19 protein-coding genes are annotated in these 18,199 nt (G+C 42.5%); 11 read left to right on the top strand and 8 right to left on the bottom strand.

Annotated elements, in window-relative coordinates; genetic code table 11:
• Window positions 1-85 precede the first annotated feature (85 nt).
• Together DWX43_RS10800 and DWX43_RS10805 are read left to right on the top strand one after the other, a co-directional pair.
• Window positions 86-937, top strand: coding sequence for a YitT family protein (locus DWX43_RS10800; protein WP_109733130.1), 852 nt, complete (start codon window positions 86-88; stop codon window positions 935-937).
• 225 nt (window positions 938-1,162) lie between these two features.
• Window positions 1,163-1,951 (top strand): MarR family transcriptional regulator, encoded by a 789-nt coding sequence (locus tag DWX43_RS10805; RefSeq protein WP_118620288.1) that lies wholly within the window; start codon window positions 1,163-1,165, stop codon window positions 1,949-1,951.
• Window positions 1,952-2,055: 104 nt separating this feature from the next.
• Here the strand turns inward: DWX43_RS10805 and DWX43_RS10810 are convergent, their stop codons facing one another.
• Window positions 2,056-2,679 carry a GNAT family N-acetyltransferase gene (locus DWX43_RS10810; RefSeq protein WP_118620289.1) on the bottom strand — a complete coding sequence of 208 codons (624 nt, stop codon included), beginning with the start codon at window positions 2,677-2,679 and terminating at the stop codon, window positions 2,056-2,058.
• Between the two features lie 91 nt (window positions 2,680-2,770).
• Here DWX43_RS10810 and DWX43_RS10815 point away from each other — a divergent pair, with 91 nt between their 5' ends.
• The 3 genes from DWX43_RS10815 (at window position 2,771) to DWX43_RS10825 (ending at window position 5,695) form a co-directional block, all read left to right on the top strand.
• The gene (locus tag DWX43_RS10815) at window positions 2,771-3,583 is read left to right on the top strand and encodes a MerR family transcriptional regulator (RefSeq protein ID WP_118620290.1); all 813 of its coding nucleotides are present in this window, start codon (window positions 2,771-2,773) and stop codon (window positions 3,581-3,583) included.
• 121 nt (window positions 3,584-3,704) lie between these two features.
• A complete protein-coding gene (locus tag DWX43_RS10820) occupies window positions 3,705-4,622 on the top strand; it encodes a tyrosine-type recombinase/integrase (protein WP_118620291.1) in 918 nt (305 codons plus the stop codon).
• Between the two features lie 293 nt (window positions 4,623-4,915).
• Window positions 4,916-5,695, top strand: coding sequence for a toll/interleukin-1 receptor domain-containing protein (locus DWX43_RS10825; protein ID WP_118620292.1), 780 nt, complete (start codon window positions 4,916-4,918; stop codon window positions 5,693-5,695).
• Here DWX43_RS10825 and DWX43_RS10830 read toward each other — a convergent pair.
• Window positions 5,669-7,087, bottom strand: coding sequence for an SIR2 family protein (locus DWX43_RS10830; protein WP_118620293.1), 1,419 nt, complete (start codon window positions 7,085-7,087; stop codon window positions 5,669-5,671). The two genes, DWX43_RS10825 and DWX43_RS10830, sit on opposite strands and share 27 nt — an antisense overlap.
• 178 nt (window positions 7,088-7,265) lie before the next feature.
• On the opposite strand from DWX43_RS10830, the gene DWX43_RS10835 reads away from it, so the two are divergent.
• Window positions 7,266-8,582 carry a replication-associated recombination protein A gene (locus tag DWX43_RS10835; protein WP_118620294.1) on the top strand — a complete coding sequence of 439 codons (1,317 nt, stop codon included), beginning with the start codon at window positions 7,266-7,268 and terminating at the stop codon, window positions 8,580-8,582.
• Here the strand turns inward: DWX43_RS10835 and DWX43_RS10840 are convergent.
• Genes DWX43_RS10840 through DWX43_RS10850 form a run of 3 tightly spaced genes read right to left on the bottom strand, consistent with a single transcriptional unit; the run spans window position 8,559 to window position 11,139 of the window.
• Window positions 8,559-9,071, bottom strand: a complete 513-nt coding sequence (locus DWX43_RS10840) for a DUF4364 family protein (RefSeq protein WP_118620295.1) — start codon at window positions 9,069-9,071, stop codon at window positions 8,559-8,561. The two genes, DWX43_RS10835 and DWX43_RS10840, sit on opposite strands and share 24 nt — an antisense overlap.
• Window positions 9,064-9,990 carry a TIGR01212 family radical SAM protein gene (locus DWX43_RS10845; protein WP_118620296.1) on the bottom strand — a complete coding sequence of 309 codons (927 nt, stop codon included), beginning with the start codon at window positions 9,988-9,990 and terminating at the stop codon, window positions 9,064-9,066. The genes DWX43_RS10840 and DWX43_RS10845 overlap by 8 nt, the downstream gene beginning before the upstream one ends.
• A complete protein-coding gene (locus tag DWX43_RS10850) occupies window positions 9,991-11,139 on the bottom strand; it encodes a malic enzyme-like NAD(P)-binding protein (RefSeq protein ID WP_118620388.1) in 1,149 nt (382 codons plus the stop codon). It lies immediately after the preceding gene.
• 303 nt (window positions 11,140-11,442) lie between these two features.
• Between DWX43_RS10850 and rho the strand changes: the two genes are divergently transcribed.
• On the top strand, window positions 11,443-12,792 hold the full coding sequence (gene rho / locus DWX43_RS10855) for a transcription termination factor Rho (RefSeq protein WP_109733140.1): 1,350 nt from the start codon (window positions 11,443-11,445) through the stop codon (window positions 12,790-12,792).
• A 12-nt stretch (window positions 12,793-12,804) separates the two neighbouring features.
• Here rho and DWX43_RS10860 read toward each other — a convergent pair whose 3' ends face one another.
• Window positions 12,805-13,566, bottom strand: a complete 762-nt coding sequence (locus DWX43_RS10860; RefSeq protein ID WP_109733141.1) for a TSUP family transporter — start codon at window positions 13,564-13,566, stop codon at window positions 12,805-12,807.
• 235 nt (window positions 13,567-13,801) lie between these two features.
• On the opposite strand from DWX43_RS10860, the gene rpmE reads away from it, so the two are divergent.
• From rpmE to prfA, 4 genes are all read left to right on the top strand, one after another.
• Window positions 13,802-14,002, top strand: coding sequence for a 50S ribosomal protein L31 (gene rpmE / locus DWX43_RS10865; protein WP_109733142.1), 201 nt, complete (start codon window positions 13,802-13,804; stop codon window positions 14,000-14,002).
• Window positions 14,003-14,137: 135 nt separating this feature from the next.
• Window positions 14,138-15,070: a DUF1385 domain-containing protein gene (locus tag DWX43_RS10870; RefSeq protein ID WP_118620297.1), complete on the top strand. Its 933-nt coding sequence runs from the start codon at window positions 14,138-14,140 to the stop codon at window positions 15,068-15,070.
• Between the two features lie 2 nt (window positions 15,071-15,072).
• A complete protein-coding gene (prmC, locus tag DWX43_RS10875) occupies window positions 15,073-15,975 on the top strand; it encodes a peptide chain release factor N(5)-glutamine methyltransferase (RefSeq protein WP_330582241.1) in 903 nt (300 codons plus the stop codon).
• A gap of 31 nt (window positions 15,976-16,006) precedes the next feature.
• Window positions 16,007-17,080 carry a peptide chain release factor 1 gene (prfA, locus tag DWX43_RS10880; RefSeq protein WP_109733145.1) on the top strand — a complete coding sequence of 358 codons (1,074 nt, stop codon included), beginning with the start codon at window positions 16,007-16,009 and terminating at the stop codon, window positions 17,078-17,080.
• A gap of 148 nt (window positions 17,081-17,228) precedes the next feature.
• Here prfA and DWX43_RS10885 read toward each other — a convergent pair whose 3' ends face one another.
• Together DWX43_RS10885 and DWX43_RS26940 are read right to left on the bottom strand one after the other, a co-directional pair.
• The gene (locus tag DWX43_RS10885) at window positions 17,229-17,846 is read right to left on the bottom strand and encodes a VanZ family protein (RefSeq protein ID WP_109733146.1); all 618 of its coding nucleotides are present in this window, start codon (window positions 17,844-17,846) and stop codon (window positions 17,229-17,231) included.
• A 186-nt stretch (window positions 17,847-18,032) separates the two neighbouring features.
• Window positions 18,033-18,182 (bottom strand): hypothetical protein, encoded by a 150-nt coding sequence (locus DWX43_RS26940; protein ID WP_182440668.1) that lies wholly within the window; start codon window positions 18,180-18,182, stop codon window positions 18,033-18,035.
• Between the last annotated feature and the right edge of the window lie 17 nt (window positions 18,183-18,199).

Genomic DNA, 18,199 nt, shown 5'->3' on the forward strand with positions numbered 1-18,199 from the left:
GCAAATTGGACAGACTTATAGTATACTATAGGCAATATGCGGTTGTTAGGATAAAAAAACATAGTGGGAATAGGAGAAATTAATAATGAACTCAAAGAAAAATTCGGTCCGTGAGTTTTTAATCATTACATTCGGAATGATGCTCGTGGCGGCGGCAGTCTATTTTTTCATGGTTCCGAGTAATATCGTGGTAGGAAGTATTTCCGGTCTGGCCCTTGTCCTGTCACAGCTTATCGGAATCCAGCTCTCTGTTATTACATTTATATTGAACGCAGTACTCTTAGTAGTGGGATTTATTTTTATCGGGAAAGAATTTGGTGCAAAGACAATTTATACATCCATGCTTCTTCCAGTTTTTCTATGGCTTTATGAGCGGATATTCCCAGTAACTAAGTCCGTGACAGGGAATCCGGTATTCGACCTTGTAACTTACATCCTGATCGTAGCGTTGGGACAGGCAATGCTGTTTCATGTCAATGCTTCTTCCGGCGGAATTGATATTGTGGCAAAAATCATCAGCAAGTTTACCCATATGGAGATCGGAAAAGCAGTGACCGCGGCGGGGATGGTAACGGCGATGACCTCTATCTTTGTCTACGACTTTTCAACACTGGTTGTCAGCATCCTTGGGACATATGCGAATGGCATCGCGGTAGATTACTTCATAGACGGATTTAACAAGAGGAAGAGGGTCTGCATTCTTTCTGACAACTATCAGGAGATTCAGGATTATATTATGAAGGAATTAAACAGGGGAGTGACACTATATGAGGCACAGGGTGCCTATGACAAAAAGAAGCGGACAGAACTGGTGACAATCCTGACCCAGCAGGAATATAAGCTGCTCCTGAACTACCTGCACACGACCCAGACCAATATATTCGTAACAGTGTCCACGGTGAATGAAGTAGTGGGACAATGGAATAAAAAACAATAAGAAGAAATGGCAGACTGTTAAAGGGCGTAAATCCAGATATTGGATTGCGCCTTTTTGTAATACATGTTAGTGGAGTGATAGGCTGGGGATTGATCTAATACATATCTTTTTAAAATAAATTGATTAGGTACCTTGACAAATAAGAGAGCGAGTGATATTATTTATACAAGGTACCTAACTAATTGCGGATTTCAACCGATTTTTAAGAAAGAGAGGAATTTATTTATGAATAATCAAGAAGTTAATAACCAAAAACAGAATCAGGAATTTTGTAACCAGTGTAACCGGCAGTGCCCAAAGGACGATCTTTTGTGCGGAAGAGGCAGGGCTTATTTCGGCATCGGAGATAACGGGAACGAAAGAGGCTCAGAGTCAGGAGACAGCCGGTCCGGGGATCACAGAGATTTTAACGGGGACTCTGAAAGAAAGCGTGGATACAGAGCTGCCCGCGAAAGACTGCGCAAAGAGCGCATGGCGGAGCTCCACAGGGACAGCGAAGGCAGGCATCACGGTCATGGAGGATGGCACGGACAGTCCGAAGAGGAGATGCCGCTTTCCCAGCTGTTAAGCAGCTGCGGTCATATTGCGGGGCACGCCGACAGACGTTTCAGGGGACAGGGACGCATCCTGCACATCCTCTCCCAACAACAGGAAATGAGCCAGAAAGAACTTCAGGAAGCCATGCAGGTCGAGGCAGGTTCGCTGAGCGAAATCATGGGTAAAATGGAAGCGAAGGGTATACTTGAGCGAAAGAAAGACGACAATGACCGCAGAAGAATGCTTGTCCAGCTTACAGAGGCCGGCCGGAAAGCTGCATTGGAATCTATGAAGGATACAAATACCGGGGAGGATATGTTTCAGGTACTGAGTGAGGAAGAACAGCAGCAGTTAAAGGAAATACTCGTGAAATTACTGAAGCAGTGGAAAGAAGACTTTGCAAAAGAAGGGCACGGCAGACAAAATGGGCACAGGCATGGAGGAGATCATCAGCATTCCCGGTCCGGGAAGGAATAAGGGCAGTGCTGCCAGAGATGAAAGCTTATAAAAATAGCTGCATAAAGGCATATGAAAACAATAGAAGTCTGGTTTTCATATGCCTTTTATAAAATTCCCTGAGATTATTTACAGTAATAATCGTAGATAAAGAAATTCATTTTTGCAGTCTGCCCGTTTATCATAAAGGTATGTTCTTTCTCGCAGCGCCGCGTCATTCCCTGGTGTTCATAAAATCCATAATTGCAGCTTGTATCGGTAAACAAGTAAAAGGCATCCAGTTTCTGCTCCTTCATATAATCAAGGGCAGATTGAAACAGTACCTTCCCGATCCCTTTTCCACGGCAGGAGGAATCAACTGCAAATAATGCAATCTCCGCAGGATAAGTTCTGCCGCAGTCCTGTAAAAGCTGCTGATCTATTCCATTTACATTCCCGAAGATTTTCGATACGTTTCTACCTTCTTTGGAAAGAAACAGGGAAATTACTGCGGTTAACTGTCTGATTTTCCGGCTAAACGGACATCTATGTATTGCCCTGTTTTTGGCTAAAATGATGCCGACAGGTACTCCATTATCAAGGGCAGCACGGGAAAAGGTGTAGTTCGTCAGGCAGCTGCTTAAATACACCCGTGCTAATTTGGATGCGGTCTTTGGGCTGCATAATTCATCATAATGCCATGTCTCTCTGATTATGTTTTCCAATGCCTTAAAATCCTGATTCTGAAATTCTCTTAATGTAATCTGCATACTAATTTCTCCTTGTCTGTAATCTTTACAGCATTTATAATAAAGTATACAGTTACTGTAAAGTCAATAATGGAATGAAAAGAGGTTAAAAATGAAAAGAAATCTGGCAAAACTGACTACGGCACAATTTGCCAAACTGCACAAGGTAAATAAACGGACACTGCATTACTATGATATGATCGGTCTTTTTTCACCAGATATGAAAGGAGATAACGGCTATAGATACTATGACATTTCACAAAGTATAGATTTTGAATATATCCGGATGCTGAAAGATTTGAACATGAGCATTGAAGAAATACAAACTTATCTGCAGCATCCTGATTCAGAGAGCTTTATTAAAATGGCTGAAATAAAAGAAAAAGAAATCGAAACACAAATACAGAACTTAAAGAAGGTAAAACAGGTATTACATACGAAAAGGGGGCAGGCAGTTTTTTGCAGGACATTAGATGAACAAGAAATCAGAATTACAGAATGCGATGCTGAAGAATATTTTATCCTTCCTTATGATTTCTTAAATGATGATTTAACAGATTTATTTTCATATGTAAAAGAATCCTGGAGCATCGAGCAGATCCGAATGGGAATTGGGGGATTTATATCCGCAGACAAAATCATGAGAGGGGAATTTGATATGTATGACGGTATTTATTCCCCTGCGGCAAAGGGCCCGTCGTCCGCGAAAAAGCTAGTAAGGCCGAAAGGAAAATATTTATGCGGTTATCAAAAAGGAACATGGGACAAATTACCTCAGATTTATCATAAGATGATTTCATTTGCAAAAGATCATGATTTTAAGCTGGCTGGGTATGCTTATGAATCAGGTCTCAATGAGTTTATGATTGATAGTGAAAATGAGTATATTACACAGATCATGATAAAAATTGAGCAGATACATTGATTTACAGGATAAATTACGAAAATAAGTCATCCGAAAACAAATGCTAAATATATTACAACTGTTTAGTTACGAAATGTATGCTACACTGTATGGTATATTTTTAATGCTGGAGGATGAAAGAATGGAGATACAACAAAGAGTAAAATCTTATCTGGAGTATTGTGAATTTAGAAAACAGCTTGACGGTAAAACGTTAAAGGCATATAGGATTGATTTAAGGCAATATTTGACTTTTATGGACCAGAAAGAACCGAGCAAAGACCAGTTGGAGCTTTATATAACAGATCTGCATAAAAAGTACAAGCAGAAAACAGTAAAACGAAAACTGGCAAGCGTAAAGGCTTTTTACAATTATCTGGAAGAGGAGGAAATCATAAAAGAAAATCCATTTAGGAACATTAAGGTTAAATTCAAAGAAAATATCATTTTGCCCAGAATTATTCCGAGAGATGAGATAGAGCGGCTATTGAATTATATGCATTCACATCTTCGGGAGGAACGCGAAAAAGGCAATAAATACTGGCTGCGTGATCTGGCCGTGATAGAAATGTTTTTTGCTACAGGCGCAAGGGTTTACGAGATATCAAATATTAGGGCAGACTGTGTCGATCTGGGTTCGGGAACAATCAGATTCATGGGGAAAGGCGGAAAAGAGCGATATATTCAGATCGGAGAGCCTTCCGTGATAAGGTTGTTAAGAGAGTACTCTGACGAAAATAAGAGTGAAATCAGAAAGAGCGGATACTTCTTTATAAATCAGCGGGGAGAACGATTTACAGAGCAGTCTGTCAGACTGATGCTGAAAAAGCACACCAAACAGGCCGGAATAGACAGAAACATCACACCTCACATGTTCCGGCATTCATTTGCCACATATTTGATTGAAGAAGGTGTTGACATCAGCTGTGTGCAGCAGATACTTGGTCACAGTTCAATAAAAACAACACAGATATATATTCATGTGGCGGCGAGACGACAGGCGGAGATATTGCGGAGCATGCATCCCCGGAATCAAATGAAAATCATAAGTGCTGCATAGATAAAATGTATAAAATACAAGGGATTAGGCTGGCTTAAGAGGGCGGTCTTTTTGTGGTATAGAAAAATTAAAAAGTTTATGCAGATAGGAAAAATGTGGAGTTTTAGGTTGTCGAAAATGGGAAAGTATGGTATTATTATCCCGTGGTGAACAGTTTTCTCGAGATAAGTACAAGGGGGGCTATCACCTTTTTTATTAATTTATTTTGGGGATGGTAGCAGGAGGATTATTATTGTCAAGATGTTGGATAATTAGTAGTTATCAATTACTCTTGATGTCAAATGGAGTAAGTTATGAATATTAATTATTTTATCTCACATAGCAAAGAAACAAAAGAAAATATCGCCATTCCTATTGTGCAAATATTACTAAATTTGGGATTTGACGTATGGATTGATCGAAAAGAAATTGCATCTGGAGGATATATTTATCAGGACATAAAAGAAGCTATTTACAGTTCTGAATACTGTATTGCTATTATTGATTCCTTTTATTTATCACGTGCATGGACATTAAAGGAATTAAATTTATTCTATCAACGTGAACTCACAGAACATAAAAACCTAATAATTCCTATATACATAGGTATTGAAAAAGAGACAGTATATAAACAGTTTTCATGGTTGGAAGGGCGCGCTTTCGAAGAAATATCCAATGATAAATTTGATATTCACGTATGCGTAGATACAATATGTAGAATAGTAGGTAGATACTATAACGATAAGATAACAGAATCAATTGAAAATATTTTTAATCATATTAAAAATTTCTCCTTTCCTTGCAAAGAAACCATTATGATTTTAATCAATGACAAAGAATACTATTCAACAGATTTTCGGACTGCAATCATTGAATTTAGTAATATTGGGGGACTCTTACATGGAATATATATTTCCATGAGCCAAAATCAGACCCCCAATTTTGATTTAGAGACTTCTTTTCGTTTTTGCAATCTTTTGAGAAACATTTGTTTTAATGCCCAATACAAATTAACTTATAATATGTATATTGCCATACTGAAATCAGTTACCATTGCGGCAAAAGAATTAAAAATCCTTCTGGATTCGAATTAAAATACGCAAAATGGAATGAATTACTTCTTCTGCATCCGTGCAGTCTCGCAGTATACTTGCTTCAGCTTTCAGATATGGAAATTTTTCCAATTCACTTGATACTTCGTTCCATATCTGTCTTGCTACATAGCCGGTAGAACCAACAGGAATAATATACGCATTTGATTTTTTAGCAATGCAGTACTCCTCATATACACCGTTACTTAGAATTAGACCATTCTCAGTAATTTTGTTTCCAAACATAAATATGGCAATTCCAGCGTGTTCAAATATACCTTCTCGATATTCTGTAATTAATTGTGAATAGTCACTTCTTTCTTTATCTTCATATGGGAACGCCTTTATTATAAGATGTTTTTCCAATTTTGATACATTTGATTGGCATTCTTCTAGCACTGAACTTATGACATAACTCCCAACGCCTCTTGCATGGCCTGTTATTATTTTATAATGATGATAGTATAATTCTCTAACTAGATTTTTTATAAATAAAGGTGCTGTGGTGTTCCATTCAGAACCATACTCATGTGCCGCACCAGAAATAAAAATATTGTTACACTTCACCTCCTTCTGGATATTCATTAATATAGAAGGGATATCATCATAACTATCTATCAAAACAGCCTCTATACCATACCGTCTCAAATCATGGATCTTTAGAGTCTGTTTGTTTAGGTCATAATAAAACGCTTCAAGATTGTCTTTATATTTTTCTTTATCTAATTTTTCCAATAGAAAATAGTGTGTACGCCTGTTCTCATCCAATAAATTTCGTATTCTTGTAAGTATATATTTCAAATTTGGATCTTCAAAGCTAAATCCAATAAACAAAAAAGTTTTAGAAACTAAGTCACCTTGTAAAGCCGTTGTAAACAATTGACGCTTTTCGTTATACAATTCATAATCATCTTTTGTAATAACACATGATGAGGGATCCAAATAATCCCCATGCATTTTATATACAATTGCATCATTTTCCGCTAAAGTTGTTGCAAGGTTTTGCGGTGTCATTTTAATATCAATTCGTTTACCACTCTTTTTGAGTGTATCTTCCAATAAATGGTCATAATTCGTTGTCCAATAAGTGCGAATTGGCATTTCTGTCAGTACTTGTATACTGATATTTTCTTGTGATTCAGTAATAAACCTATTTAATATTTTATCATTTATTTCATTTCTTCCTCTTTTTTCGTTACAATAATATTGTGCAACTTCTATTAAATCGGTTTCTTTATCTACATCTAACTGAATTTCTTCTGCTAAATCACGTAATAAATCCTTCCAATCAACAAAACCTGATGGACGTGAAAGACCCGCTCCTGCAAATATAGCAGCATAACCCTCTTGTATTGCTTTTGCATAATATTTTTTGAATTCCGATAATTTTGCCATCTTTTCCTCTTTTGCTTTGAATATCGGATAACTACTAATTATCCAACATCAAAGAATGAATGGCATAAAGAGGTATTGAATTTTCCGTCCTTTTGGAATAATATAAGTATCAGGCTCTATTTTTAAAGTAGACTATATGAAAAGCAATGTATAATTCTATGGAAAGGAAGTTGTCATCATGGATTTATTTGACTATATGAGAGAAACAAAGCAGGAGAAGGAGTCGCCTCTTGCGTCAAGGATGCGTCCTACGACTCTGGATGAGGTGGTGGGACAGCAGCACATTATCGGAAAGGACAAGCTGCTGTACCGGGCAATTAAGGCTGACAAGCTTGGCTCCCTGATTTTTTACGGCCCGCCGGGGACGGGTAAGACGACACTGGCGAAGGTGATTGCCAATACGACGAGTTCTGAATTCAAGCAGATCAATGCGACGATTGCAGGGAAGAAGGACATGGAGGAAGTGGTGAAAGGAGCGAAGGAGCTTCTGGGGATGTACCAGAAGAAGACGATTCTGTTTGTCGATGAGATTCACCGTTTCAATAAGGGACAGCAGGATTACCTTCTGCCTTACGTGGAGGACGGCACGATCACGCTGATTGGCGCCACCACAGAGAATCCTTATTTTGAAGTGAACGGGGCCCTGATATCACGTTCCAGTGTGTTTGAACTGCGGTCACTGAGCAAAGACGAGGTGAAGACTCTGATAAAACGGGCGGTCTATGATGAGAAGAAGGGGATGGGGAGTTTTTCGGCTGAGATCGACGATGATGCGCTGGATTTTCTCGCTGACGTTTCCGGCGGGGATGCGAGAAATGCCTTGAATGCTGTCGAGCTCGGAATCCTCACGACGGATCGAAGTGCGGATGGGAAAATACATATTACGCTGGATGTGGCTTCCGAGTGTATCCAGAAGAGGGTAGTGCGGTATGATAAGACAGGAGATAACCATTACGATACCATTTCTGCGTTCATTAAGAGTATGCGCGGGTCAGACCCGGATGCGGCCGTTTATTATCTGGCGAAGATGCTCTATGCGGGCGAAGATATTAAGTTCATTGCCAGAAGGATCATGATCTGTGCCTCCGAGGATGTGGGCAATGCCGATCCGATGGCATTGACGGTTGCAGTGTCCGCGGCTCAGGCGGTGGAACGGATCGGGATGCCGGAATCCCAGATCATTCTGTCCCAGGCAGTCACTTATGTGGCATCCGCTCCGAAGAGCAACTCAGCCACGAATGCTATTTTTTCCGCAATGGAGAGTGTAAAGAACCAGAAGACGACTGTCCCGTCACATCTTCAGGACGCGCATTATAAGGGATCACAGAAGCTGGGGCATGGCATCGGCTATAAATATGCCCATGATTATCCGAACCACTATGTTGACCAGCAGTATCTCCCAGATGAAATAAAAGACGCCAGATTCTACGAACCGGGCGTCATGGGTTATGAAAAAACAATCAAAGAACATTTAGAGAAGCTTAGACAGGATTAATGCATAGATATCCTGGCATTGTCCGGTCCAGTTATTTGCGATGGTTTCGGCCTCGACCTCTGTAGGAACGGTAAGTTTCAGGTCGATGAGGCTGAAACCATTTTCTACAATCTGGCACTGCACATCGTATTCATGCCTTGTATTCAGATAGTAATCAGACTTTATGGCAACTTCTTCTTTCAGGTCATACTGCTTTTCCTTAAGAAATTCATCAATATCTTTCTGGATTGCAGGGGAGATTTTGTTTTTGAAAAATTGAATGGTTTCTTCCCCGTTCTCGGTCAGGTGATATAATGTCCTGTTGTGGGTCGTCTCAACCCTGAGTAATCCTGACTCCATCATTTCTGACAAGGTCTCCTGAAGCTTAAAGTACGTTGTGTAGCCTTTGTCCAGTATAAATTCTGAGATTTGTGAGGTCGTCAGCGGAAAGTCTACTTTCTCGAGCATGTACAATACAATTAGTTTATAGAGTGTGAATGATTCAGCCATAATACTCCTTTCCCTGCCAGATATCCTGCTCCTTTAAATAGCGGTGCAGTGTATTCAGCACAGTTCTTTTATTGCTTGTCCACAGAGGGGCGGTCAGAAGGCTGCCCGGTCCGTCGCCTGTCAGGCGGTGGATCGTGATCTGCGGATTCAGGTGTGAGATACAGGTCCCCAGGAAACGGATATATTCGTCCATATCCGGAACCGGGAAGGGATGCGCCTCATATACTTCTGCAAGGTCTGTATCTTTTAAAATATGCAGAAGCTGGAGCTTTATTCCCTGAATATCCATATGATTCAGATAATCAAGTGTTTCCATCATCATTTCTTTCGTCTCTCCGGGAAGGAAGAGGATTGTATGGACTATGACGGTAATTCCAAGTGCCCTCAGATCCTTCACTGCTTTTTCAAAAACAGGCAGTTCATATCCCCTGCGGATGAACTTAGCGGTATCTGTGTGTATTGTCTGCAGGCCAAGCTCGATCCAGACAGGCTTTATCCGGTTTAACCGTCCCAATAGTTCCAATACGTCATCACCGAGACAGTCGGGCCTTGTTGCAATGGAAAGAATCTTTACATCGTCGTCCTGAACAGCTTCTGTAAAGATTTGTTCCAGACGGCTTAACGGAGCATAGGTATTAGTAAATGCCTGAAAATAAGCAATATAAGAGTGGACCGGCCTTTTTCCGTTCAGTTCCTGCTTGCCGCGTGCAATCTGTTCCGAGATGGACAGCGTTTTAGGACCGGCAAAATCACCGGAACCACTGGCACTACAGAAGATGCAGCCGCCCGTTCCGACGGTCCCGTCACGGTTCGGGCATGTCATGCCCCCGTTCAGTGTAATCTTATAAACTTTTTCGTGGTAAATCTGCTTTAAATCATAATCCAGAGAGTGGTAGCGCTTTTCCCCCCAGCGGTTCATCTATATCAATTCCTTTACTGCTTTGCTTACTGCATCAGCCACACGCGGATCGAATGCTTCCGGAAGAATATTATTTTCATTCAATTCTTCGTCAGGTACAAGACCTGCAATCGCCTTTGCGGTCGCCAGCTTCATTTCTTCTGTGATCTGTGCTGCACGTCCTTCCAGAGCCCCTTTGAAGATCCCCGGGAATGCAACGACATTATTGACCTGGTTCGGGAAATCAGAACGCCCTGTTCCGACTACTTTTGCTCCCGCTTCTTTCGCAAGGTCAGGCATGATCTCCGGAACAGGATTCGCCATAGCAAAGAGGATGGCATCTTGGTTCATGGAAGCGACCATCTCTTTTGTGACGATGTTAGGAGCCGAGACACCTACAAAAATATCAGCACCTTTCAGGGCGTCTGCCAGTGTGCCTGTATTTCCTTCAAGGTTTGTGACTTCAGTCATCTTTTTCTGCATCCAGTTCAGATTAGGGGAAGCCTTGCTGATGATGCCATTGATGTCACACATTGTAACATTCTGAAAACCGTATGTGAGAAGCAGCTTCGTGATGGCCACCCCTGCAGAACCCGCGCCGTTAACCACGACTTTACAGCTTTCTTTTGCCTTTCCCGTCACTTTCAGGGCATTGATTACACCAGCCAGTACAACAATGGCCGTACCATGCTGGTCATCGTGGAAAACAGGAATATCCAGAAGTTCCTTCAGGCGCTCCTCAATCTCGAAACAGCGCGGTGCCGAAATATCTTCCAGATTGATCCCGCCGAAGGCAGGGGCTATATTTACAATTGTTTTAATGATCTCTTCTGTATCCTGGGTGTCCAGACAGATCGGCACGGCATTGACACCGCCAAATTTTTTGAACAGGACGGCCTTCCCTTCCATAACGGGCATCGCCGCACGTGCACCGATGTTACCGAGCCCAAGGACCGCGCTCCCGTCAGATACGACCGCGATCGTATTCGCTTTGATTGTATATTTATACGCCGCATCCGGATCTTTAGCAATGACCTTACACGGTTCTGCAACACCCGGGGTATAAGCGATAGCAAGGTCTTCCCTTGAATTCACATGGGCTTTTGCTGTGGTCTCGATTTTTCCGTTCCATTGTTCATGCATCTGCAATGCTTTTTCACTGTTTGTCATTTTGTTACCTCGCTGTTTTATAATGTTCTTCTTATTGTTATATCTGTTCATTATCATATCACTCTTGGAAATGCAACGCAAGCAGGAAACAAAATGGTTTGTGATAGTTTTGCAAAAAAAACTTTCCTTTTTACGAAAGATGATGTATAATAGGTACAGATTTAATACATCTATGGAGACAGGTATGGCATACATCCCTGAATTCGGACAAGTCACTTCAGACTAAGGTTCCCGCGACATTTTTTATAAAATGAATACATGAACTTAATAACATTAATTTTAAAGAAAGGAATAGTTGAATTTATGACGAGAGAAAAGTATGAATCTCTGCCTCTTGCTACACTTAAGGAGCTTGCAAAGGCCAGAAAAATGAAAGGCGTTTCCACGATGAAAAAAAGTGATCTGATAGAGGCTATGCTTTCACAGGACAAGAAAGAAGAAATGGAGGAGGCAAAGGCAGAAGCGAAGGAAGAAATTAAAGAAGAATTAAAAGATAAGAAGGAGACTACTGATATCGAGCAGCTGGACAGCGGGGAAACAGCGAATGGTATTCTGGAGGTACTGCCTGACGGATATGGGTTTATCCGCTGTGAGAATTATCTGCCGGGGGAGAAGGACGTATATGTTTCACCTTCCCAGATCCGCAGATTTAATTTGAAAACAGGAGATATTATTACGGGAAACAAAAGAATCAAGACACAGTCTGAAAAGTTCAGTGCTCTTTTGTATGTTTCAACAATTAACGGACTGAGGCCGGCAGAAGCGATGAAGCGCACCAATTTCGAAGACCTGACTCCGATTTTCCCGAACCAGCGCCTGCGTCTGGAGACACCGGGATGCTCTACTGCAATGAGAATCGTAGACCTGCTTTCACCAATCGGAAAGGGACAGCGTGGTATGATTGTGTCTCCTCCGAAGGCAGGTAAGACAACCTTGTTAAAAGAGGCGGCACTATCTGTACAGAAGAGAGAGCCGAACATGCATCTTCTGATCCTCCTGATCGATGAGCGTCCGGAGGAAGTTACCGATATTAAAGAAGCAATCGGGGGACCGAATGTAGAGGTTATTTATTCTACGTTTGATGAACTTCCGGAGCATCACAAAAGAGTGTCTGAGATGGTGATCGAGCGTGCAAAACGCCTTGTTGAGCACGGCAAGGATGTCATGATCCTTCTGGACAGTATCACGAGGCTTGCACGTGCATACAACCTGACCGTTCCACCGTCAGGAAGAACACTTTCCGGCGGTCTCGACCCGGCGGCGCTGCATATGCCGAAGCGTTTCTTTGGTGCGGCGAGAAATATGAGAGAGGGCGGAAGCCTGACCATTCTTGCAACCGCACTTGTTGAGACGGGAAGTAAGATGGATGATGTCGTATACGAGGAGTTCAAAGGTACCGGCAACATGGAACTTGTTCTGGACAGGAAACTGCAGGAGAAGAGAGTATTCCCTGCAATTGATATTCCGAAGTCAGGAACAAGAAGAGAAGACCTTCTGCTGACAAGAGAAGAGCAGGATGCTGTTTACATTATCCGCAGGGCAATGAATGGTATGAAAGCAGATGAGGCTGTGGACAATCTTCTAAATATGTTCGCCCAGACAAAGAACAACGCAGATCTTGTACAGACGGTAATTAAGAAGAAATTTATATAAATCTGATGTACCTTAATATACATTCAGTACTTTTAAGAGCAGAAGGAAAAGGACGAGCAGGATACTCGGTTTTACAATCTTTGCCCCGTTCTTCATAACCATCCCGGCTCCCAGATAACCGCCGGCCATGTTGCATAAAGCGGCGGCGATTCCGACAGGGATCAGAACCTGCCCGTTTATAAGGAATATGACTAAGGATGTAATATTTGTCGTTAAATTAATGACCTTTGCCTGCCCGTTGGATGTCTTAATGCTCAGCTTTGCAAATACGGTGAATGCGATGATCAGAAAGGTTCCGGTTCCCGGACCGTAAAAGCCGTCGTACATACCGATGATCAGGGCGGCGATCGTGGCGGTGAGGTAGGTTCTTTTATCGAGGGTAACCGTATCACTTCCCTTGTCATGGAACAGTTTTTTGTTCAGTACAAGGAATGCAGATACAGGCAGAATCCCGACCAGAACATACAGCATGATTTTTTCCGGCACGATCATGGAGATATGGGCGCCGATGGAAGAACCAATGATCGCGGCAATGACAGACGGGACAGCGAGCTTAAAATTTACCAGTCCGTTTTTGATAAAGCGGTAAGTTGCAAGTGCGGTTCCGCAAGTGGAAGACATCTTGTTCGTGGCAACTGCCGTGTGAGGGGGCAGCCCTGCAATCAGATAGGCAGGAAGTGAGATAAGTCCGCCGCCTCCGCCGATGGCATCTACCATTCCGGCAAGGAACAGAAAGGGACAGACAATAAAAAATGTGGATGCTGTAATTTCCATTAGAAGTACTCCTTTGTAATTAAACTTAGTAAGAGCAGTATAACATGACAAAATAACATTACACAACTACTGTATTACTTCTATTTTATGTTGCCCGGCAGGTCTGGTTCAAAAAAATAAGCCGTTTCACAGATTATTCAGAGAAATCACTTGCAAAACAAAAAATCTTATGATACAATAACAAAGCTGTTTAGAGATTATAATAACTATATTTTGAAATAGAGAGGTGAAAATCATGAGAGAAGGAATCCATCCAGAGTACCATCAGGCAACAGTAACTTGCAACTGTGGGAACACATTCGTAACAGGTTCTACAAACAAAGATATCCACGTAGAAATCTGCTCCAAATGCCATCCATTCTACACAGGCCAGCAGAAAGCTAACCAGGCTCGCGGACGTGTAGACAAGTTCAATAAGAAATATGGTATGAAATAGGAATGATTTATTGCAGGCTGAGGTGAAAATCTCAGCCTGTTGTTAAATTATAGCATTGTAGAAGATCATCAAAAGGTCAGCAACTTCAAAGAGAAGGAACTGACCCTTTTTACGGTCCTACAGACAGGAGGATAGATGAAGTCATCTAATATAGGCGGTCAGGCGGTGCTGGAAGGCATCATGATGAAGAACTGGGATAAGTATGCTGTAGCAGTCAGGAAGCCTGACAAAGAGATTGAAGTAAGTGTAGACGAATATAAGAGTGTCATTCCCTGGAAATCGGTGACAAAGGTTCCTTTTATCAGGGGGATTTTCAATTTTATTGATTCGATGGTACTGGGGATGAAGACACTGATGTTTTCTGCCAGCTTTTTTGAAGATGAAGAGGGGACTCCGGAAGTTCTTACGGAAGAGGCCTTAGCAAAGCGGGAGAAAAGGGATAAGATGATCATGAACCTGACCGTTGCCTTTTCTGTCGTTCTGGCGGTGGGGATTTTTATGGTACTCCCTTACTTCCTCAGCAACATTCTGAGAAAACATATAGAATCAAGGGCGGTAATTACGATTCTGGAAGGTGTGATCCGTGTGGGAATATTTCTGGCATACATTCTGCTTGTGTCGAGAATGGAGGATATCCAGAGAACCTTTATGTATCACGGGGCGGAACACAAGTGTATTAACTGCATCGAACACGGACTGACTCTGAATGTAGAGAATGTCCGGGCAAGTTCCAAGCAGCATAAACGCTGTGGGACAAGTTTCTTGTTCTTTGTCATGATTGTAAGTATCATATTCTGTTTCTTTATTACCGCGGAATCCCAGATTATGAGGGTGCTTCTGCGTATCGCCCTTTTCCCGCTGATTGCAGGGGTATCTTATGAGATTATCAAGCTGGCGGGAAACAGTGATAATGTGATCGTCAACCTGCTGAGCAGGCCGGGACTCTGGGTACAGAATCTGACGACAAAAGAACCTGACGACAGCATGATTGAAGTGGCAATCTGTGCGGTGGAAGCAGTGTTCGACTGGAAGGCATATGAGGCCGAGAACTTCGGTAGAGAGTTATGACGATGCAGGAAGCATATCAGCAGGGGGAAAAACTGCTGGTGCAGGCACAAATACCGGATGCCCGTCTGGATGCATGGTATCTGCTGGAACATGTGACCGGGGTGAGCCGGGCCATGTATTATGCCATGCCGGACAAGGAACTTTCGGAAGAACAGGCGGATCAGTATTCGGATTTTATCAGCAGGAGGGCGGCACATATCCCGTTGCAGCACCTGACGGGGGAACAGGAATTCATGGGGCTTACCTTCTGGGTAAACGAGCATGTTTTAATCCCGAGACAGGATACAGAACTTGTAGTGGAAGAAGCACTGAAAATCATGGAAAGCCGTTCTGAGGCAGAATATCCGGCAGGTAAAGCGGACGACAGTAAGAAACAGGATTTCAGGGTGCTGGATATGTGCACGGGTTCCGGATGCATTCTTCTTAGCGTGCTGTATCATGCCGGAAAGGATAAAAAGTGCGGGAATCTAAAGATGGCTGGAACCGGCGCGGATATTTCGGAAGAGGCACTGGAAACTGCACGGATAAATGAAGAATTACTTAATATAGAAGCAGAGTTCATACACAGCGATTTATTCGATGAGGTAGAAGGAAGGTTTGAGCTGATTGTATCGAACCCGCCTTATATCCGTACAGATGAGATCAGTAAGCTTCAGGATGAAGTCCAGGGCCATGACCCGTGGATTGCATTGGATGGAAAAGAGGACGGCCTTTACTTTTACAGGAAGATTATCTCAGGGGCGGGTGGTTACCTGAGTGATGGAGGACACCTTGTATTTGAAATCGGTTTTGACCAGGCTGATGCGGTCAGTACCCTGATGAGGGATGCCGGATTCAGAGATATTATGGTAAAAAAGGACCTTGCAGGTCTTGACCGTGCAGTGATTGGCGTGTATGATAGGTAAAGTAGTGTTAAGTGAGAAAGGATAGAGAAAAATGTTTGACAGATTAGAAGATTTGCTGATCCGTTACGAGGAAGTGATGGGGGAATTACAGGAGCCGGACGTGGCGAATGACCCGGAACGTTTTCGCAGACTGATGAAGGAACAGAGTGATCTGGGTCCGATCGTGGAAGCATATAGAGAATACAAGCAGTGTAAACAAAACATAGAGGACAGCCTCATCATGCTGGACGAGGAGTCCGATGACGAGATGCGTGAGATGGCGAAGGAAGAATTAAATGAGTCAAAAGCACGTGTAGAAGAATTGGAACAGGAACTGAAGATCCTGCTTCTTCCAAAAGACCCGAACGATGACAAGAACGTTATGGTGGAGATCCGTGCGGGTGCCGGCGGAGACGAGGCGGCTTTATTCGCGGCAGAGATTTACCGTATGTATGTCCATTATGCGGAAGGACGCCGCTGGAAGATAGAGATGATCTCTCTGAACGAGAATGGGATCGGCGGATTCAAGGAATGTGTATTCATGATCACAGGACAGGGAGCGTATTCCCGTTTAAAATATGAGAGCGGTGTACACCGTGTACAGCGTGTGCCGGAAACGGAAAGCGGTGGAAGAATCCATACATCAACGATCACGGTTGCGATTATGCCTGAGGCGGAGGATGTCGATGTTGTGATTGAGGACAAAGATATCCGTATTGATGTTATGCGTGCATCCGGAAACGGCGGACAGTGCGTCAATACGACAGACTCTGCCGTACGTCTGACGCATTATCCGACCGGAATTGTTATCTACAGCCAGACAGAGAAGTCACAGCTCCAGAACAAGGAAAAAGCGTTCAGACTGCTCCGTTCCAAGCTGTATGACCTGGAGATGGAGAAGCAGCAGGCATCAGAGGCGGAGGCAAGAAGAAGCCAGATTGGTACCGGCGACAGATCTGAAAAGATCAGGACTTACAACTTCCCGCAGGGAAGGGTCACTGACCATAGAATTAAGCTGACACTCCATAAGCTGGATACAGTATTAAACGGAGATCTGGATGAGATTATTGACAGCCTGATTGCGGCAGACCAGAGTGCAAAACTTGCAAATATGAATAATGAATAAAGAATAGAAAAAAGAAGCACACAGGGATACAGATTGATTCCAGAGAATCAGACGGCATCCCTGCAGGCTTCTTTTTGTTATAGTCTGGAGCATATCGAGGATGAGACTTCATACTGCGGATTATAAAAGTTCGTTACCACTGCCGGAATTACATGAAGAACGTCCGCACCATCCAGCGCCAGTTAAAGAGGAAAAATTCACCGGCCATGCTGAGTACGAGATAGACTGCAGCCTCTTTGCCGGAGAGTGAAATTTCTCTTTTCCCGCCTTTAGGGTGGAACAAACATACGAAGATAATCCAGATGACATACCCGGCGACGGCTCCGAGCGTATTCATGATAAGATCATCTATATCTGTCACACGGTTGTTGAACAGCTGGCAGAATTCGATACCGAAGGAATATCCTGCTCCTGCCAGAAGTACTTTGAGCGGGGAGCGGAATTCTTTCCAGATGAACGGAAGCAGGAATCCAAGCGGCATGAACATGATGATATTCAGGGACTGGGAAAAGCCCGTTATATCAGTGAACGGAATCAGGTTGATTTTGTCAACGGAGATGATGCCGTCATATTTCCCAATATCCCAGATAGTGCCGATGCCGGTTGCCTCCAGAACCATATACAGGTACAGTAAGAAAATCAGAACCCAGATAAAATGGGGCCCGCTCAGGCAGACGCCGGGTTTTCTCTTTTGCAGGAATATATAAAAAATACACGGCAGCATCATACATAAAAGCGGGTAAAGTGTTGAAATCAGAATCGTCATGGTATCTCCTCCCTCTGTTTCATCTTTTATTGGTTATTCTTATTTTTACAGGTCCATTTTAAAATTCACGTATTATTTTATTAAGAATTGTTTAATTTGGGGAGGAGTTTATGAAGTATAGAAAAATCAAGGGCGATAACTGTTAACCCTTGATTTTACGATGTTTCTTATATATTTTACAGTAGATCAGGATTGTCTTAATACATCTGATATGATTTCGTCCACAGCTTTTAATTCTGCTGTATCTTTCATCTGTTGATGTTTCAGATCTTTCATTCCTTTTTCAAGATCTCCAACTTTTTCAAGTAATAAATCTAATTTTTCGCTGTCTGTCATATGAATACCTCCAATGT

This window comes from Clostridium sp. AF19-22AC, assembly GCF_003479085.1.
Taxonomy (GTDB): Bacteria; Bacillota; Clostridia; order Lachnospirales; family Lachnospiraceae; genus Faecalicatena_A; species Faecalicatena_A orotica.

Excerpts from the sequence above, each read along its gene's own strand:
- DWX43_RS10800 (WP_109733130.1), top strand. The coding sequence starts at position 86 with ATGAACTCAAAGAAAAATTCGGTCCGTGAGTTTTTAATCATTACATTC.
- DWX43_RS10805 (WP_118620288.1), top strand. The coding sequence starts at position 1,163 with ATGAATAATCAAGAAGTTAATAACCAAAAACAGAATCAGGAATTTTGT.
- DWX43_RS10810 (WP_118620289.1), bottom strand. The coding sequence starts at position 2,679 with ATGCAGATTACATTAAGAGAATTTCAGAATCAGGATTTTAAGGCATTG.
- DWX43_RS10815 (WP_118620290.1), top strand. The coding sequence starts at position 2,771 with ATGAAAAGAAATCTGGCAAAACTGACTACGGCACAATTTGCCAAACTG.
- DWX43_RS10820 (WP_118620291.1), top strand. The coding sequence starts at position 3,705 with ATGGAGATACAACAAAGAGTAAAATCTTATCTGGAGTATTGTGAATTT.
- DWX43_RS10825 (WP_118620292.1), top strand. The coding sequence starts at position 4,916 with ATGAATATTAATTATTTTATCTCACATAGCAAAGAAACAAAAGAAAAT.
- DWX43_RS10830 (WP_118620293.1), bottom strand. The coding sequence starts at position 7,087 with ATGGCAAAATTATCGGAATTCAAAAAATATTATGCAAAAGCAATACAA.
- DWX43_RS10835 (WP_118620294.1), top strand. The coding sequence starts at position 7,266 with ATGGATTTATTTGACTATATGAGAGAAACAAAGCAGGAGAAGGAGTCG.
- DWX43_RS10840 (WP_118620295.1), bottom strand. The coding sequence starts at position 9,071 with ATGGCTGAATCATTCACACTCTATAAACTAATTGTATTGTACATGCTC.
- DWX43_RS10845 (WP_118620296.1), bottom strand. The coding sequence starts at position 9,990 with ATGAACCGCTGGGGGGAAAAGCGCTACCACTCTCTGGATTATGATTTA.
- DWX43_RS10850 (WP_118620388.1), bottom strand. The coding sequence starts at position 11,139 with ATGACAAACAGTGAAAAAGCATTGCAGATGCATGAACAATGGAACGGA.
- rho (WP_109733140.1), top strand. The coding sequence starts at position 11,443 with ATGACGAGAGAAAAGTATGAATCTCTGCCTCTTGCTACACTTAAGGAG.
- DWX43_RS10860 (WP_109733141.1), bottom strand. The coding sequence starts at position 13,566 with ATGGAAATTACAGCATCCACATTTTTTATTGTCTGTCCCTTTCTGTTC.
- rpmE (WP_109733142.1), top strand. The coding sequence starts at position 13,802 with ATGAGAGAAGGAATCCATCCAGAGTACCATCAGGCAACAGTAACTTGC.
- DWX43_RS10870 (WP_118620297.1), top strand. The coding sequence starts at position 14,138 with ATGAAGTCATCTAATATAGGCGGTCAGGCGGTGCTGGAAGGCATCATG.
- prmC (WP_330582241.1), top strand. The coding sequence starts at position 15,073 with ATGCAGGAAGCATATCAGCAGGGGGAAAAACTGCTGGTGCAGGCACAA.
- prfA (WP_109733145.1), top strand. The coding sequence starts at position 16,007 with ATGTTTGACAGATTAGAAGATTTGCTGATCCGTTACGAGGAAGTGATG.
- DWX43_RS10885 (WP_109733146.1), bottom strand. The coding sequence starts at position 17,846 with ATGACGATTCTGATTTCAACACTTTACCCGCTTTTATGTATGATGCTG.
- DWX43_RS26940 (WP_182440668.1), bottom strand. The coding sequence starts at position 18,182 with ATGACAGACAGCGAAAAATTAGATTTATTACTTGAAAAAGTTGGAGAT.